11 protein-coding genes are annotated in these 16,259 nt (G+C 66.8%); 7 read left to right on the top strand and 4 right to left on the bottom strand.

Going from position 1 to position 16,259, the window contains the following annotated elements; all coding sequences use genetic code 11:
• Nucleotides 1-23 precede the first annotated feature (23 nt).
• A complete protein-coding gene (locus tag DPQ64_RS00635) occupies nucleotides 24-1,421 on the top strand; it encodes an MATE family efflux transporter (RefSeq protein WP_115862446.1) in 1,398 nt (465 codons plus the stop codon).
• A gap of 189 nt (nucleotides 1,422-1,610) precedes the next feature.
• Here the strand turns inward: DPQ64_RS00635 and gatB are convergent, their stop codons facing one another.
• Nucleotides 1,611-3,098, bottom strand: coding sequence for an Asp-tRNA(Asn)/Glu-tRNA(Gln) amidotransferase subunit GatB (gene gatB / locus DPQ64_RS00630; protein WP_115862415.1), 1,488 nt, complete (start codon nucleotides 3,096-3,098; stop codon nucleotides 1,611-1,613).
• 89 nt (nucleotides 3,099-3,187) lie between these two features.
• On the opposite strand from gatB, the gene DPQ64_RS00625 reads away from it, so the two are divergent.
• The gene (locus DPQ64_RS00625) at nucleotides 3,188-4,846 is read left to right on the top strand and encodes a sensor histidine kinase (RefSeq protein WP_115862414.1); all 1,659 of its coding nucleotides are present in this window, start codon (nucleotides 3,188-3,190) and stop codon (nucleotides 4,844-4,846) included.
• A 10-nt stretch (nucleotides 4,847-4,856) separates the two neighbouring features.
• On the opposite strand, the gene DPQ64_RS18460 is transcribed toward DPQ64_RS00625, so the two are convergent.
• Nucleotides 4,857-5,849 carry a PGF-pre-PGF domain-containing protein gene (locus DPQ64_RS18460; RefSeq protein ID WP_157971535.1) on the bottom strand — a complete coding sequence of 331 codons (993 nt, stop codon included), beginning with the start codon at nucleotides 5,847-5,849 and terminating at the stop codon, nucleotides 4,857-4,859.
• 1,221 nt (nucleotides 5,850-7,070) lie between these two features.
• Between DPQ64_RS18460 and DPQ64_RS00615 the strand changes: the two genes are divergently transcribed.
• The 3 genes from DPQ64_RS00615 to DPQ64_RS00605 are packed head-to-tail and all read left to right on the top strand — an operon-like array spanning nucleotide 7,071 to nucleotide 12,075.
• Nucleotides 7,071-7,409, top strand: coding sequence for a DUF7518 family protein (locus DPQ64_RS00615; protein WP_115862412.1), 339 nt, complete (start codon nucleotides 7,071-7,073; stop codon nucleotides 7,407-7,409).
• A gap of 21 nt (nucleotides 7,410-7,430) precedes the next feature.
• A complete protein-coding gene (gene smc / locus DPQ64_RS00610) occupies nucleotides 7,431-11,018 on the top strand; it encodes a chromosome segregation protein SMC (RefSeq protein ID WP_115862411.1) in 3,588 nt (1,195 codons plus the stop codon).
• Nucleotides 11,011-12,075: a segregation and condensation protein A gene (locus DPQ64_RS00605; RefSeq protein ID WP_115862410.1), complete on the top strand. Its 1,065-nt coding sequence runs from the start codon at nucleotides 11,011-11,013 to the stop codon at nucleotides 12,073-12,075. The genes smc and DPQ64_RS00605 overlap by 8 nt, the downstream gene beginning before the upstream one ends.
• A 714-nt stretch (nucleotides 12,076-12,789) precedes the next feature.
• Here DPQ64_RS00605 and mtnP read toward each other — a convergent pair.
• Nucleotides 12,790-13,644 carry an S-methyl-5'-thioadenosine phosphorylase gene (mtnP, locus tag DPQ64_RS00600; RefSeq protein WP_115862409.1) on the bottom strand — a complete coding sequence of 285 codons (855 nt, stop codon included), beginning with the start codon at nucleotides 13,642-13,644 and terminating at the stop codon, nucleotides 12,790-12,792.
• 110 nt (nucleotides 13,645-13,754) lie between these two features.
• Nucleotides 13,755-14,468, bottom strand: coding sequence for a phosphoribosyltransferase (locus tag DPQ64_RS00595; RefSeq protein ID WP_115862408.1), 714 nt, complete (start codon nucleotides 14,466-14,468; stop codon nucleotides 13,755-13,757).
• A 162-nt stretch (nucleotides 14,469-14,630) separates the two neighbouring features.
• Here DPQ64_RS00595 and DPQ64_RS00590 point away from each other — a divergent pair, with 162 nt between their 5' ends.
• Entirely contained in the window at nucleotides 14,631-15,263 is a 633-nt protein-coding gene (locus DPQ64_RS00590; protein WP_115862407.1) for a metallophosphoesterase family protein, read from the top strand.
• Nucleotides 15,264-15,697: 434 nt separating this feature from the next.
• Nucleotides 15,698-16,195, top strand: coding sequence for a LabA-like NYN domain-containing protein (locus tag DPQ64_RS00585; protein ID WP_115862406.1), 498 nt, complete (start codon nucleotides 15,698-15,700; stop codon nucleotides 16,193-16,195).
• The last annotated feature ends 64 nt before the right edge of the window (nucleotides 16,196-16,259 follow it).

Raw genomic sequence — 16,259 nt, 5'->3', positions numbered from 1 at the left:
GAGCAGACGACAGCCGCGTCGACATGACCACCGGGGCCATCACGCCCAGACTCGTGAGCCTCGCGTGGCCCCTCGTGGCGGGCAACCTGCTCCAGACGTTCTACAACCTCGCGGACATGTTCTGGGTCGGCCGGGTCGGGTCGAACGCGGTGGCGGCCGTCTCGCTGATGTTCCCGACCGCGTGGATGTTCGTCTCGGTTGCGATGGGGCTGACCGCGGCCTCGGTCGCGCTCGTCTCCCAGCACGTGGGCGCGGGCGAGGACCGCGAGGCCGACAACGTGGTCGCCCAGACCCTCCTGCTCACTATCGTCGTCGCGCTCGTGCTCGCGGTCCTCGGGTACGTGTTCCGCCACCCCTTACTCGTCGCGCTCGGCGCGGACGGCGCGGTGTACGCCATGTCGCTGGACTACCTCGAAGTGCTGTTCGTCTCCATCCCGTTCACGTTCCTGTTCTTCGTGTTCCGGGCGTGTCTCCGGGGCGCGGGCGACACCCGGACCGCGATGTGGCTGGTCGTAGTCTCGGTCGCCATCAACGTCGTGCTCGACCCGTTCTTCGTGCTCGGCTACGGCCCCTTCCCTGCGTGGGGCGTCCGCGGCGCGGCGGTCGCCACACTGATCGCGCGGGTGTTCGCGGCCGCAGTTGGCATCTACGTCCTGCTGCGGGGCGACTGGGGCATCCAGCTCCGGGTCGCCGACCTGCGTCCCGACTGGCCGGTCCTCCGGAGGATCGTCGACGTGGGATACCCGGGGACGCTCGACGGACTGGCCCGCAGTTTGGCCTCGGTGGCGCTGGCCGCGCTGGTCGCCCGATTCGGCCCCATCGCGACCGCGGCCTACGGCGTGGGCCTCCGGCTGATGTCGGTGTCGTGGACCGTCTCGGGCGCGGTCGGACAGGCCACCGCGACCGGCGTCGGGCAGAACCTCGGTGCCGACACGCCCGACCGCGCCGCCGAGGTGACGTGGAAGGGGACCGCCGGCACGATGGCCGTGCTGTTCGGTGCGGGCGCGCTCCTGTTCGCGTTCCCCGCGGTTGCCATCCGCGTGTTCATCCCGGACCCCGCGGTCGTCGCCGAGGGCGTGACCTTCCTCCGGATCATCGGGCCGTTCCTCGCCTTCTTCGGCGGGCTGATGGTGATTCAGGGCGGGTTCCGCGGTGCGGGCGACACCCGGGTCGCGATGGTGCTCTCGATACTCTCGCGCTGGCTGCTCAGGATTCCGCTCGCGCTCCTCCTGGCGTTCCAGGGGACAGTCACGCTCGCCGGCGTCTCGATCACCGGATACGCGTGGGGCGTCGAGGGGCTCTGGTGGGCGTGGTCGGCGGCGGCGCTCGGCTCGTTCGTCCTCGGGGTACTCTGGTTCAACCTCGGCACGTGGTGCGAGGGCGTCGTCGAGGAGGAGCCGGCGGCGACTCCGGGGGATTAGCTCCGAGAGACGCGATATCGGGGAGGACGCGCAAGATTTTAAATGCGAAGGCGGGACGAAAGGTCCCCGTGACGTGACGACTGCCGCGAGGGCGTCGAGGCGGGAGCGCGGTGCGCCCCTCGCGGTGGACAGCACGCGACCTCACGCACCGTCTGTTCGCCCTGTTCCGGCTCTCGGGAGTTACGAGAGCTACTCGTCCAGCCGGTCGCGCAGGAGCCCGTTCACCGACCCGGGGTCGGCGCTCCCGCCGGTCTTGGCCATCACCTGCCCGACGAGGAAGTTGAGCGCACCGTCCTCGCCGGCGTGGTAGTCCTCGACCGCGTCCGGATTCTCCTCGATGGCGTCGGTCACGGCACCCTCGACCTCGCCCTCGTCGGCCTTGCCCAGCCCCTCGCGCTCGATGATGGTCTCGGGGTCCTCGCTCTCGTCGAGCATCTCGCGGAGGACGGTCTCCTCGGCGTTCTTCGTGGTGATCTCCCCGGAAGCGACGAGCTCGACGAGTCGCGTGAACTCGTCGAGGCGGTCCGCCACGTCCGTGATCGCCTTGTCGCGGTAGTTGAGTTCGCCGAGCAGGTTGTCCGCGACCCACGTGGCGGCGAGGTCGGGGTCGTACTCGCTCGCCACGTCCTCGTAGAAGTCCGCGACCTGCCGGGTCGAGGTGAGCTTGCTCGCGGCCTCCGCGCTCAGGCCGTACTCCTCGCGGAAGCGCTCGCGGCGGGCGTCCGGTAACTCGGGAATCTCCAGTCGCTCCTTCCAGTCGCTGACCTGCAGTGGCGGCAGGTCGGCCTCGCGGAAGTAGCGGTAGTCCTTCTCGGCTTCCTTCGAGCGCATCGAGACGGTGATACCGCGGGACTCGTCCCAGTGGCGGGTCTCCTGTTCGACCTCGCGGCCGCGCTGGACCGCGTTCTTCTGGCGGGTCGCCTCGTAGGCCAGCGCCTTCTGTGCGCCCTTGTGGCTGGAGATGTTCTTGACCTCGGTCCGATTCGCCGCGTCGAGGGCTTCCTCGCTTATCTCGCCGTCGTCGCCGATCTCCCCGGCGTCGATAACGCTGAGGTTGGCGTCGATGCGGAGGCTCCCGTCGCGCCCGCTGTCGAACACGCCGAGGTACTCCAGGACCTCCTCCAGCTTGGCGAGGAACGCCCGGACCTCGTCGGCGTCGCGGAAGTCCGGTTCGGTCACGATCTCCATCAACGGGACGCCCGCCCGATTGTAGTCGATCAGCGTGTAGTCGGCGCTGTCGATGCTCCCGCCCGCGTGCTGGAGGCTGCCGGGGTCCTCTTCGAGGTGGGCCCGCCGGATGCCGACCGACCTGCGCTGCCCGCCGACCTCGACGGCGAGCTCCCCGTCCTGACAGATTGGCGCGTCGTACTGGGTGATCTGGAACCCCTTCGGGAGGTCGGGGTAGAAGTAGTTCTTCCGGTGGAACGTCGTCTCCTCGGGAACGTCGGCGTCGATGGCCTTCCCGACTTCGACCGCCGATTCGACGGCCGCCTCGTTCAACACTGGGAGTGCGCCCGGCAGGCCGAGACACACCGGGCACGTGTGGCTGTTGGGTTTGGCGTCGGCCACGTCGGTCGAACAGCCGCAGAAGATCTTCGTGTCCGTCTCCAGTTGCACGTGGACCTCGAGTCCGATGACGACCGCGAGATCCTCCTGCTGGACAGCCTGTGCAGTCATTACGCCCAAGTTGTCCGTGGGGGCGCTAAAGGCTAACGAACGCCAGTTCAGCAGGGTTCATTACCCCCGGGTGTGGACGTTGAGGAAACGTGAAGGCTCGGACCCGGTTCGCGGTGTTGATGCTGGTCGTTACGCTCGTACTGGGCGGCGTCGTGTACGGCCAGCTCGAGTTGGCGAAAGATCGGTCGGTCGAGCGGATGCAGGAGAACGTCGACCAGACCGCAGCCCGGACCGCCGAGCAGATCGACGCCCAGATCGGACACGAGAAGAACTACGTCGGCTTCTACGCTTCGCGCCCCGACGCCAGCAACTTCAGCCGGAGCGACGAGTTCCTCCGGCGATTCCTGAGCAATCCCCACGTGCACGCGGGGAAGGTGATAGCGTCGAACGGCACCGTCGTGGCGTTTCGCGGCAACGTCACCAAGGAGGCCCGGCGTGACACTATCGGCGAGGACTTCGGCGACCGGAGCTACGTCCGCCGGACTACGCGAACGGGCGAGATATCCGTGACCGACCCCGAGCGCGTGAGCGGGACCGACAGGTACGCCGTGATAATCAGTGCGCCTATCTTCGAGGACGGCGAGATCGTCGGCGTCCTCGTCGCCGACCTCCCGGTCAACGAGTTCACGTTCCTGCCGATGGCCCAGTCGCTGGAGACCGAGCGACGAACCGTGTCGGTCACCGCCGACGGCCGGGTACTCCACGACCCGGCGCGGGCGTTCACCGACGCCGTCGCCAGCACCGCGACTGTCGAATCGACGGGGTGGACCGTTCGGGTCAGCAGGGACCGGTCGGCGTTGGACGCCCGGCTGCGGGAGATGGCCGTCGTCCAGATCGCCAGTCTCGCCCTGGTGCTGTCGCTCATCGTGGCAATGGCGGTCTGGGAGTACAATGCGAACATCCGGCAGGCCGAGAAGCTGCTCGACGGCTTCCGCGCGCTCCGGAACGGCGACTACGACTACACCCCTAACCTGTCGTCGGGCGAGGAGTGGCACCAGATCCGCGAGGGGTTCGAGGAACTCGCAACCGCGCTGAGCGACCGCGAGGCCGAACTCGAAGAGAGCCAACAGCGGCTGCAGGTGTTCAATCGGGTGCTCCGCCACAACCTCAGAAACGACCTGACGGTGGTGGTCAACTACGCCGAGTTCGTGGCCGAACAGTCCGACGACCCGGCCATCTGTGACGCGGCCGAGAAGATCGCGTCCCACGGCTGGGACCTCGTCCACACGAGCGAGAAGGCCAGCCGAATCGAGAACTCGATGCGGGACGAAGAGCCGGGGCCGACCCCGGTGGACGTGTCGGCCGTGGCGACGGAGGCCGCGGCCGAGGTCCGATCGTCGTTCCCGGACGCCGACGTGTCGACCGACTGCCCCGACGGGCTGTACGGGCGCGCGATTCCGGCGTTCCCGGCTGCCGTCGAGAACCTCTGCGAAAACGGAGTCGAACACAACGACAACGCGGAGCCGACCGTGTCGGTGTCGGTCGACACCGTGGTCGAGGACGGCGAGGAGTGGATCCGGATCGCGGTCGCCGACGACGGCCCCGGCATTCCGGCTCACGAACGCACTGTCTTGACCGAAGGCGAGGAGACCGACCTCGAACACGGCAGCGGGCTCGGCCTCTGGCTGGTCCACTGGGTGGTCGAGCGGTCCGGCGGCCGCCTGTCGTTCACCGAGAACGAACCGCGGGGATCCATCGTCAGGATCGACCTCAGGCCCGTCGAGCACGGAGATTACGGTCGGGCCTGACGAACCGGGGTTACTCGCGCCAGCACCGCCCGGCGACGCACGCAACGACCAGCGCGGCCGTGACCGCCCCGAGTCCTAAGGCGGACGTTCGATCGGTCGCTGCGATGCCGTTCGGGAGATACGTCGTGGCCGACTCGGTCACGTCCCGACCGACCGAGTCCGTCGATCGGGGACTGGAGGCGTCGTCATCTCTCTCCGCCGACTCTTCGTCAGTCGACTCCGTGCCCGCCGACGCAGCGGTGGTCGCGTCGCCGTCGGCTCCATCGCCGTCAGCGGTCGCACCGTCGTCCACCGCCACCTCGCTCACCCGATGGTCGTTGACGTACACCTCGTACGCCCCCGGCTCGGTCAGTTCCCGCTCGAAAGTGGTCTGGCGCATCCCGTCGGCCGCGATGGAGACGCGGTGCTGGGCGACCTGTTCGCCGTCGATGACGAGCCGCGCGGTGAACGTTCCGTGGGCTCCGCCTCGGTTTGCGACACGGACTCGGACTCGCAGGTCGTCGCCGGTCGACAGCGTCTCGTCGGTCGCCGCGGCGTCGGTGATCTCGAAGTCCGGGCGCTTCTTCCCGGCGGCGAACTCCGAGAGTCCGGGCGAGCGCACCCGGTAGACGTAGTGGCTGTCGGTGGTCCGGACCAGCGTCGTCGGAAGCTCGTTCCACGTCCCGCCGTGGAACCGGTAGAGCGAGATCGCCTCGCGCTCGGAGCCGTTCACCCGGTCGGCCCGGACCCGGAACCGGAACCCGACCTCGCTGATGTTCTCGTCCCGGATGGAGTGGTCGACGCTCAGGTAGCCGAGGGGCTGGCTCCCGTTCGGGAGCGCCGTCGACGGGGTCTTGCCCCGGATGGCATCCCCGCTGGCGGTCACGTTCAGGCTGAAGCTCCCGTCGTTCGCCGGGGTCACGTTCACCGACGAGAACGACACGCCGTCGTCGGGGTCGGCGGACTCGGAGACGTCGACCGACACCGACGCGTTCGCGCTGGCGTTCTCGACCGTGACGTTCACCTCGCGCTCGGCCGGGTCGGGTAAGTCGGTCGCGTTCCCCCCGCCGGTTCGGTTGCCGAAGCGCTCCGTTCCGTTCCCGGGTATTCCCGCCCTATTCCCGGGTCGCTCTGTTCCGTTTCCGGGTCGCTCTGTTCCGTTTCCGGGTCGCTCTGTTCCGTTTCCGGGTCGCTCTGTTCCGTTCCCGGGTCGGTCCGTTCCGTTTCCGGGTCGCTCTGTTCCGTTCCCGGGTCGGTCGGTCGCGTTACCAGGTCGCTCGGTCGCGTTACCAGGTCGCTCGGTCGCGTTACCAGGTCGCTCGGTCGCGTTACCGGGTCGTTCGGTCCAGTTGCCCGGGCGTTCGGCCCGGTTGCCGGGCAATCCAGTGTGATTCGTCGGTGGTCCAGTCCGGTTCAGTGGAGGTCCGGTGCGGTTCGCTGCGGATTCAGGCCGACTCGCGTTCTCGTTCCCCCGGCCGGGAACCTCGACGTTACCGACGCCGGGTGGTCGGTCGTTACCCACGTCGGGAGGGCCGCCGGTACCGACGCCCGGGGGACCACCGTTTCCGGATCCCGGGGGACCGACGTCGGGCGGTCCGCTCGGGTCGGAGGGGCGCTCGGGTGGGCCGGCTGACGGCTTCTCGGCGTCTCCTTCGTCACTGGTCGTCGGAACTGACTCGTCGGTGGTCGAGGCTAGGGATTCGGCGGTCGTGGACGGTGGCTCGTCCGTCGTGGCTGCGGGTTCGTCCGTCGTAGAGGGCCGCTCGCCGCTCGTGGAATCCGTGGTTTCCGCGGTCGTGGACGGGTGGGTCTCTCGGGTCGTCCGGTCGGGGGTTGCCGGGACGGACGTCGCGTTCGGGGTGGAGATCGTCGGAAGAATGGTCGTCTCCTCGTCGCCGTGGTCGACATCGTCGTTCCCGCTGGTCGGGCCGGGAATCGGTAGAGCGAGCGAACCGTTGGACGAGTCGCCGACGTCGAACGCGACGGCCACCGACGGGCCGACCCCGGCCGCGACGAGGACGACGACCGCGGCGACCGCCCCGATTCGCTGGAGTTGCGCCCGTCTTGACTCCCCTTCGCTACCCCCAGCCATTTTTCTTTAACAAGTCACTACTTCAAAGGTAGATACTTATACTCTCTGGAAAAACAGCCGGGCGAGTGTGTGTCTCACGAGCCCGGCAGTATAGACGGAATTTTGACACCTGTCTGACGTACGTTTAAGGTCTCCCCGCGGCCCTACACGGACATGAGCGACCAGGACGAGCGCATCGAGGAACTCGAATCGCAGGTCGAGCGGCTCGAAGCCACCGTACAGGGACTGACCGAGGAACTCGTAGAGGTTCACGACCGACTCGAAACGCTGGAGGGCGAGTCGACGGCCGCGGGGGCCCGCGACCGGTCGGCGGGCACTCCCGACCGCTCCGACGCGGTCGACGAGTCGGCCGACCTCGACGGATCGGCCGAGCAAGCCTCGCGTACGCGCAGAGAAAATGCGGAAAACGACGAGGCTAAAGGCGACGAGACCAACTCGGAAGACGAGACGGGGGGCGATTCCGACTCGGGCGACGACATCATCGTCGCTTAGGGACCCCGCGTACGAGCACCCATGCACATCAAAAAGCTCGTCTTGGACAACTTCAAGAGCTTCGGACGCAGGACCGAGATCCCGTTCTACGAGGACTTCACGACGGTTTCGGGTCCGAACGGCTCGGGGAAGAGCAACATCATCGACAGCGTGCTGTTCGCGCTGGGACTCGCGCGGACCCGAGGCATCCGCGCCGAGAAGCTGACCGACCTCATCTACAACCCCGGTCACGTCGACGGTAGCGACGAGTCCAGCGGCCCGCGGGAGGCCAGCGTCGAGGTCGTACTGGACAACGCCGACGGCACCCTCGACCGGACGCAGGTCGTCAACGCCGCGGGGTCGGACAACGTCGGCGACGTCGACGAGATCACCATCAAGCGCCGGGTGAAGGAGACCGACGACAACTACTACTCGTACTACTACCTCAACGGCCGCTCGGTCAACCTCTCGGACATCCAGGACCTGCTCGCGCAGGCGGGCGTCACCCCAGAGGGGTACAACGTCGTCATGCAGGGCGACGTGACCGAGATCATCAACATGACGCCGTACGAGCGCCGCCAGATTATCGACGAGATCGCGGGCGTGGCGGAGTTCGACGCCAAGAAGGAAGACGCCCTGGAGGAACTCGAGACGGTCAAAGAGCGCATCGAGGAGGCCGAACTCCGCATCGAGGAGAAGCAGGATCGGCTCGACCAGTTGGCCGACGAGCGCGAGACCGCCCTCGAATATCAGGGCCTGCGCGAGGAGAAAGAGGAGTACGAGGGCTACCTGAAGGCCGCCGAGTTGGAGGAGAAGCGCGAGGACCTCGCCCACACGCGCGAGGACATCGACGACCGCGAAGACGAGCTGGCCGACCTCCAGACCGAACTCGACGAGCGGCAGGGCAAGGTCATCCGACTCGAAGACGAACTGGAGGAGCTGAACGCCGAGATCGAGCGCAAGGGCGAGGACGAACAGCTCCGCATCAAGAGCGAGATCGAGGAGGTCAAAGGCGAGATCTCGCGGCTCGAAGACGCCATCGAGTCGGCCGAGGAGAAGATCGAGGACGCCGAGAACGCCCGCCGGCAGGCGTTCGTAGAGATCGACCGCAAGCAGGAGGACGTCGAGGAGTTCGAGAGCGACGTCCGGGACGTCAAGATCGAGAAGTCCTCGGTGAAGGCCGACGTGCAGGAGAAGCAGGCCGAGCTCGAGGAGGTCGAGGCCGAGATAGAGGCCATCGACACCGAGTACGACGAGGTGAAGGCCGACCTCGCGGCAAAGCGCGACGAACTGGAGCAGCTCAAGAGCGAGCGCAACGACCTCCAGCGCGAGCAGGACCGGCTGCTCGACGAGGCCCGCCGGCGCTCGAACGCCGAGAACGAGACGGAGGCCGAACTCGACGAGGCCCGCGAGCACATTCCGGAGATCGAGGCCGAACTCGACGACCTCGCGGACGAACTCGCCAAGGCCGAGCGCAACCGCGCCCAGATCGACGAGGTGGTCGAGGACCTCAAGGAGCGCAAGCGCGAGCTACAGGACGACCTCGACGACGTGGAGGACGAGCTCCAGGCCAGACAGCAGGAGTACGCCGAGCTCGAAGCCAAGGCCGACCAGGGCGGCGACTCCTCGTACGGCCGGGCGGTCTCGACCATCCTGAACGCCGAGAAGCCGGGCGTCCACGGCACGGTTGGCCAGCTCGGCGGCGTGTCCAAGCAGTACGCCACCGCGTGCGAGACGGCCGCGGGCGGACGGCTGGCGAACGTGGTGGTCGACGACGACGGCGTGGGCCAGGACTGCATCGAGTACCTCAAGTCCCGGAACGCCGGCCGCGCCACCTTCCTACCGCTCACCGAGATGCACGACCGGAGCCTCCCGAGCGCGCCCAACGCCCCGGGAGTCGTCGACTTCGCGTTCAACCTCGTGGACTTCGACTCGCAGTACTCGGGCATCTTCTCGTACGTGCTCGGCGATACGCTGGTCGTCGAGGATCTCGACACCGCGCGGGACTTCATGGGCGACTACCGGTTGGTGACTCTCGACGGCGAACTGGTCGAGAAGAGCGGCGCGATGACCGGCGGCTCGAAGTCCGGCTCGCGCTACTCGTTCTCGAAGTCGGGCAAGGGCCAACTCGAACGAGTCGCCCAGCGCATCAACGAACTCGAAGACGAGCGCCGGTCGGTCCGCGAGGACGTCCGCGACGTGGACGACCGGCTCGACGACGCCCGCGACCGCCGGAGCGACGCCGCCGATCAGGTCCGCTCCATCGAGAGTAACGTCGAGAGCCGGGAGTCGGACCTCGCGGACGTGAGAGACCGCATCGACGACCTCGAAGACGAACTCGAGGAACTCGCAGCCGAGCGCGAGGAGGTCGACGACCGGATGCAGGAAGTCGAGGCCGACATCGACGACCGCAAAGACGAAATCGCGGCGGTCGAGAGCGAGATCGCGGAGCTGGAGTCCGAACTGGCGGACTCCCGGATTCCCGAACTCACCTCCCAAGCCGAGGAGATCGAGGGCGAGATCGACGAACTGGAAGACAGAGTCGACGACCTCGACGCCGAACTCAACGAGCTGCAACTCGAAAAGCAGTACGCCGAGGAGGCCATCGAGGACCTCCACGACGACATCGAGCAGGCCCAGAACCGCAAAGCCGAGCAGGAGGAGAAGATCGACGAGTTAGAGAGCAAGATCGACGACCAGGAGGCGCTTTTAGAGGAGAAGCGCGAGGCGGTCGCCGAACTCGAAGACGAACTCGCCGACCTCAAAGACGAGCGCAGCGACGTGAAAGACGACCTCCGGGAGGCCCGGCAGGCCCGCGACGAGAAACAGTCCGAGGTCGAGTCGGTCGAAAACCGGATGGAGAGCTTGCGGCGGGCCGAAAGCCGACTGGAGCAGGAGGTCGCCGAACTCGACGAACAGGTCGGCGAGTACGAGGCCGACGACGTGCCGGACCTCGACGAGGTCGAGGACAACATCGCGCGGCTCGAACGCCAGATGGAGGAACTCGAACCGGTGAACATGCTCGCAATCGAGGAGTACGACGACGTGAAGTCGGACCTCGACGATCTGGAGGAGCGCCGGTCCGTCCTCGTCGAGGAGCGCGAGGGCATCCGCGAGCGCATCGACTCCTACGAGAGCCAGAAAAGGGCCACCTTCATGGACGCCTTCGAGGCCATCGACGACCAGTTCGAGGAGATCTTCGAGCGGCTCTCGAACGGCACTGGGACGCTCCACCTCGAAGACGAACAGGACCCCTTCGAGGGCGGCCTGACGATGAAGGCCCAGCCGGGCGACAAGCCCATCCAGCGCCTCGACGCGATGTCGGGCGGCGAGAAGAGCCTGACCGCACTCGCCTTCATCTTCGCCATCCAGCGGTACAACCCCGCGCCGTTCTACGCGCTCGACGAGGTCGACGCGTTCCTCGACGCCGCCAACGCAGAGCGCGTCGGCGAGATGGTCGACGAACTCGCGGGCGACGCCCAGTTCGTCGTGGTCAGCCACCGCTCGGCGATGATGGAACGCTCCGAGCGCGCCATCGGCGTCACGATGCAGGGCGACAACGTGAGCACCGTGACGGGCATCCAGTTGGGCGACGGCGACGGGGACGAGGAGGTGCCCGCGGATGACTAGCGAGACTCCGGAGGAGTCTCGAGATGCGAGCGGGGAGAAGCGAAGCGACGACCCGCGAGCCGGCGACGAGAGCGACGAGGACTTCTCGCTGAACATCGCGGGCCACGAAGAAGAGAAACGCAAGCGGGAAGCCGAATCCGAGGCCTCGGGCGCGTTCGGCACCGCCACCGACGAGGAGTCCGAATCGTCGGACGACGAGTCAATCATCGCCGAGGAGCTCGACGTGAACCCCGACCCGGAAGACGACGACGCCGAGCCGGTCGAACTCCTCGTCCAGCTCGCAGAGGAGGGCGAGATCGAGCCGTGGGACATCGACATCGTGCAGGTCACCGACAAGTTCCTCGACCGGCTCGACGAGGCCGACCTCCGGACCTCCGGCCGGGCGCTGTTCTACGCCAGCGTGTTGCTCCGGATGAAGAGCGACGCCATGCTGGCCGACGACGACGAAGAGGAAGAGCCCGAGGATCCGTGGGACGAGTGGGGTCCGGGGATGGACGCGCCGATGCCGGAGGGAGCGGATGGTGAGGACTTCCCGGCGTACGACCCCGTGGCGCAACTCGAACAAGAGATGGACCGCCGGTTGGAGCGCAAGACTGCCCGCGGCACGCCGGAGACCCTCGACGAACTCGTCCGCGAACTTCGCGAGCGCGAGCGCGGCTCGTGGTGGAAAGACTCCCGTAGCTACGACACCAGCGACTCGCCCAGCGGGTTCGAGCGCGGCACCCAGACGCTCGACTACCGGATGGACGACGACATGCGCGTCGACGACGAGCCGACCGCCGACGAGACGCTGGGCAACGCCCACGACGAGGACATCGAGGCGGTCATCGAGGACGTGCGCACGGAGCTTCGGACCCACTACGACGCGGGCCGCGACGAGGTGCTGTACGCCGAAATCGAGCGCGCCGGCGGGTCGCGCATCGAGACGTTCCTCGCAGTGTTGTTCCTGTCTCACCGTGAGGTCGTGACGCTCGATCAGGACGACCTGTTCGGCGACCTGTGGGTCATCGAAGCCGAAGCGGAGGACGACGTTGAGGCACCTGCAATCGCGGACTAGGGGTGGACTGGCGTTTTTTGGAGTTCTACTCAGTTCCGATTCGATTTTCGAGCAGGAGTAACTGGCCCTCCCGTCGCGCGCTGGCGTCTGCGCGAGGGAACCGAGCGCAGGCTCGTGGGAGCTCTGCTCCCACGGCGCGAGTTCATCTCGCGCCATGCCGTGCGAGGGACGAGTAGCGTGGTTCGAGAGAGCGAAGCTCTCTCGTCATCCCGAAAATCTGCGATTTTCGGAGACAACGAAGTGAGGACCGCAGGAGGCTGGGGAGGTCTGAGGACCGTGCTGTGCGGTTGCGGTACGGATTCTCCAATGCCTCGGCAGTAGCTAGCTTCGTACTCTCGTCAAACTCTGTCGGGACAGGTCGGGCTAGCTACTGCTTGAGCCTCGGCGTGACCGCAACCGCACAGCACCGGCAGAGCAGAGCTCTGCCGAGGCTGCGCTCGTTTCACTCGCGCAGACACCGCAGCCTCAAACCTCCCCAGCCTCAAACCTCCCCAGCCTCAAACCTCCCCAGCCTCAAACCTCCCCAGCCTCAAACCTCCCCAGCCTCAAACCTCCCCAGCCTCCTGCGCTTCTCGGGCTTCGCCCTGCGATGCTCGTCCCTCGCGCGCGTTGCTCGCACGCGCCGGACTGGAGGGTTAACCCCACGTCACCAGTTCTAATCGAATTTCACACCGCCTCTTCCGGCTCAGAAATATTCGCGTCCTTTCGACCGTTTCAGTTCAGATAGTCGTCGAGGAACAGGTCGACGCGCTCGCGGGTCTCCTGCGGAATCGCTTCGGTCGGCGTGTTGATGGTCCCCTCGAGCGCGTGCTCGCAGTCACACTCGCGCTCGTCGGGCATGTTCCGGATGGCGTGCTCGACGACCTCCTTGATCGCCTCCTCGTTGGCGGCGGCGTTCTCCAGCACCTCGTTCAGTCGGTCCTCGTTCTCGCCGTGCCAGACGCCCCAGTCGGTGACGCCCGCCACCGTCGCGTAGCAGAGTTCGGCCTCGCGGGCGAGTTTCGCCTCCGGGATGGTGGTCATCCCGATGACGTCCCAGCCCTGCTGGCGGTAGAACTCGCTCTCGGCGCGGGTCGAGTACTGTGGCCCCTCGATGCAGACGTAGGTGCCGCCCTTCTCGGCGTCCGCGTCGGTCGCGTCCGCACACGAGCCGGCGAGGTGGTCGACCATGTGGGGGCAGTACGGCTCCGCGAACTCCATGTGGACCACGACGCCGTCGCCGAAGAACGTCGAGTCGCGGTGCTTCGTCCGGTCGAACGTCTGGTCGGGAACCACGAGCGTCTGGGGCGGGAGGTCTCCGCGCAGGGTGCCGACCGCGTTACTCGACAGCACGCGCTCGACGCCGACCTGCTTGAGCGCGTGGATGTTCGCCTTGTACGGCGCGTTCGTCGGCGTGTGCTGGTGGTCCGGGCCGTGGCGCGGCAGGAAGGCGACCTCCTTCCCGGCGAGTTCGCCGATGGTGATTGGCGCGCTCGGATCGCCGAACGGGGTCGAGACCTCTTCTTCGCGGGTGTCTTCGAGCGGGAGCGCGTCGTAGATGCCGCTTCCGCCGATGAAGCCAATCGTCATGAAACAGAGTCGAGTCGGCGGCTACTAAACAGCTACCCTTTCGGCAGCCCATCGCAACCGTAGGCGTCCCGAACTCGTCGGGCCGGGTCGAGAAGAATGGAGAGTCCCGCTCAGGCCTGCACGCCGTCGTCGGTCTCGACCAGCCGCCACTGCTCGCCCTCGTTGTCGAGCACTCCCCGGCGGACCATCTCGTCGAGCACCTCCTCCATCCGGTCGGGCTGGGCGATCTCCATCTGGATGCGATCGACGTCGTGATACTCGCTCAGAAGGTGCCGGATACCCTCGGTGGTGAACGCGTCGTCGTCGGCCTTCTCCATCACCGAGGAGGTGAGGTCGATCATGTCCTCGATGAAGTTCCACGGATACACGATCCACGCCCACTCGTCGAGGCGCTCGCCGATGTAGTCGGGCTCGAAATCGCTGGTCTGGAGCAGCTGGAGCGTGGCGGTCCGGACCTCCCCGGCGTCGCGGTCGTCCACGTACTCGTACGCGCGCTCGATGGACCCGCCGGTGTCGGCGATGTCGTCGATGATGAGCACGTCCTTGCCCTCGACGCTCCCCTCCGGCATCGGATACCGGACCTCGGGCTCGCCGGTCTTCTGGGCGGTCCCGACGTAGTGCTCCATCTTGAGGCTCGTGAGGTCGTCCATCCCGAGGAAGTCACAGATACATCGCCCGGCGAACCACCCGCCCCGGGCCAGCGCGACCACCACGTCCGGCTCGAAGGAGTCGCGCTTGACCTGATCGCTGACGTCCCGGCAGAGCCCGTAGATGTAGTCCCAGTTCGTTATCGTGCACTTGAACTCGTCGGGGAGTTCGCTCATACCGATTCGGGATTGGGTGGCGTGCCCACTTAACGGTTTACAGGCGCGCTCGTCGGCGAACGACACACTGGCGGCCGGTCGTTCAATTTTCCGAGTCCGGTCGCTTAGTTTCCGGCGAGGAGAGCCCAAGCGTTTAGGCCCGTGCTCGCCGACCATCCGAGAATGCTCGTTCTCGGCGACGCGCACGCCGACGACCCGGACAATCGACGCGCCCTGCTGGCGGCCTACCGCGAGGTCGACGCCGAGGTGGCGCTCCAGACCGGCGACCTGCTGTCCTACGACCTGCCGACTCCGACCTACTTCATCGGCGGCAACAACGAGGAGTTCGACGTGATCGACGCACTCCGTGCCGGAGAAGACGCGGCCACGACGAACGTTCACCTGCTCGCCAGCAGCGCAGCGGAGGTCGCGGGCCTGCGGGTCGCGGGCCTCACGGGCAACTACGCGCCGACGAAGTACGACGCGGACCGCGCCGACCTCTCTGGCGACCGCCGGCGACACTTCGTCCGCGAGGACGTCGAGCACCTGAAGCGACTGGACGACGTGGACGTGCTTCTCGCCCACGAGGCTCCTCACGGCCTGATCTACTACGGCTACGACGCCGGCTGCGAGCGCATCGACGAACTCGTCGACGCGCTGGAACCGGCTCTCTGTCTGGTCGGCCACCACGAGCGCCACGCCGAGACGACCCGCGGCGACACTCGGGTCCTGAGCCTCGCGCCCGCGTGGGAGCGATACTACGAACTCGACCCCGAGACGCTGGAACTGACCGACCACGCCACGCCCGCGGAATGACGCCGAGGACGGCGAGGCCGCGTAGCGGACGACTCGGGTGGTCGCGCGGCCGAAAATTGAGACGGTCACGCGGCCGAGCAGTCGCGTACACGCGACTGCTCGGCCGTGCAGGAGCAGGTGGACTTCTGAACGAGTTCAAGCGGTTGAACCGCGAGCGAGGAGCGTAGCAACGAGCGAGCGGCCCAAGGAACCCTCGACCGAGCGCCGGAGATGCGCGCAGCGCATCTCCAAGCGAGGGGGGTGATGCCGTGGTTTTGGTCGAGCGTTTGCCAGCGAAGGAGGCGGCCGCCGAAGGCGTCCGCCGACCGAGCGCACCGGAAGACAAACCGCGTCTTCCGAGCCTTGGCTCACTTCGTTCGCCAAGACAGCAAACGGTCGTGATATAAAGGTCGCGGTGCGTGGGTTTTTATCGGAAGGGGTTCCAAACGTGTTCTATGACCGAAATACACCCGAACCAGCGAGTCGCGGTCCTCGCAGACGCCCAGAACCTCTATCACACGGCCCAGAGCGTGTACAGCCGGAACATCGACTACTCCGCGCTCCTCGAGAAGTCGGTTCAGGACCGAGAACTCACCAGGGCTATCGCGTACGTCATCCAGGCCGACAGCCCGGACGAAGAGCGGTTCTTCGAAGCGCTGGCGAACATCGGCTTCGAGACGAAGATCAAGGAACTCAAGACGTTCGGCGACGGCTCGAAGAAGGCCGACTGGGACGTGGGGATGAGCCTCGACGCGGTGACGCTGGCCAACCACGTCGACACCGTCATCCTCTGTACCGGCGACGGGGACTTCTCGCGGCTCTGCTCGCACCTCCGCCACGAGGGCGTGCGCACCGAGGTCACGAGCTTCGAGGAGTCGACCTCCGACGAACTGCTCGAGGCGGCCGACTCGTTCATCGACATGTCCGAGCGGCCGGACACCTTCCTGCTATGAAACTCGCGCGCCGACTGTGAAACTCGGGGACTGAAAACGTCGTTCCGAACGTGGTTCCGAAACG

Origin of the sequence: Halorussus litoreus, assembly GCF_003382685.1 — an archaeon.
GTDB lineage: Archaea > Halobacteriota > Halobacteria > Halobacteriales > Haladaptataceae > Halorussus > Halorussus litoreus.
Note: the sequence above shows the minus strand (reverse complement) of the source record. Positions and strands in the feature narration are given on the sequence as shown.

What these genes read in the sequence shown, in the direction of transcription:
- DPQ64_RS00635 (WP_115862446.1), top strand. Translation starts at nt 24, where the DNA reads ATGACCACCGGGGCCATCACGCCCAGACTCGTGAGCCTCGCGTGGCCC.
- gatB (WP_115862415.1), bottom strand. Translation starts at nt 3,098, where the DNA reads ATGACTGCACAGGCTGTCCAGCAGGAGGATCTCGCGGTCGTCATCGGA.
- DPQ64_RS00615 (WP_115862412.1), top strand. Translation starts at nt 7,071, where the DNA reads ATGAGCGACCAGGACGAGCGCATCGAGGAACTCGAATCGCAGGTCGAG.
- smc (WP_115862411.1), top strand. Translation starts at nt 7,431, where the DNA reads ATGCACATCAAAAAGCTCGTCTTGGACAACTTCAAGAGCTTCGGACGC.
- DPQ64_RS00605 (WP_115862410.1), top strand. Translation starts at nt 11,011, where the DNA reads ATGACTAGCGAGACTCCGGAGGAGTCTCGAGATGCGAGCGGGGAGAAG.
- mtnP (WP_115862409.1), bottom strand. Translation starts at nt 13,644, where the DNA reads ATGACGATTGGCTTCATCGGCGGAAGCGGCATCTACGACGCGCTCCCG.
- DPQ64_RS00595 (WP_115862408.1), bottom strand. Translation starts at nt 14,468, where the DNA reads ATGAGCGAACTCCCCGACGAGTTCAAGTGCACGATAACGAACTGGGAC.
- DPQ64_RS00590 (WP_115862407.1), top strand. Translation starts at nt 14,631, where the DNA reads ATGCTCGTTCTCGGCGACGCGCACGCCGACGACCCGGACAATCGACGC.
- DPQ64_RS00585 (WP_115862406.1), top strand. Translation starts at nt 15,698, where the DNA reads ATGACCGAAATACACCCGAACCAGCGAGTCGCGGTCCTCGCAGACGCC.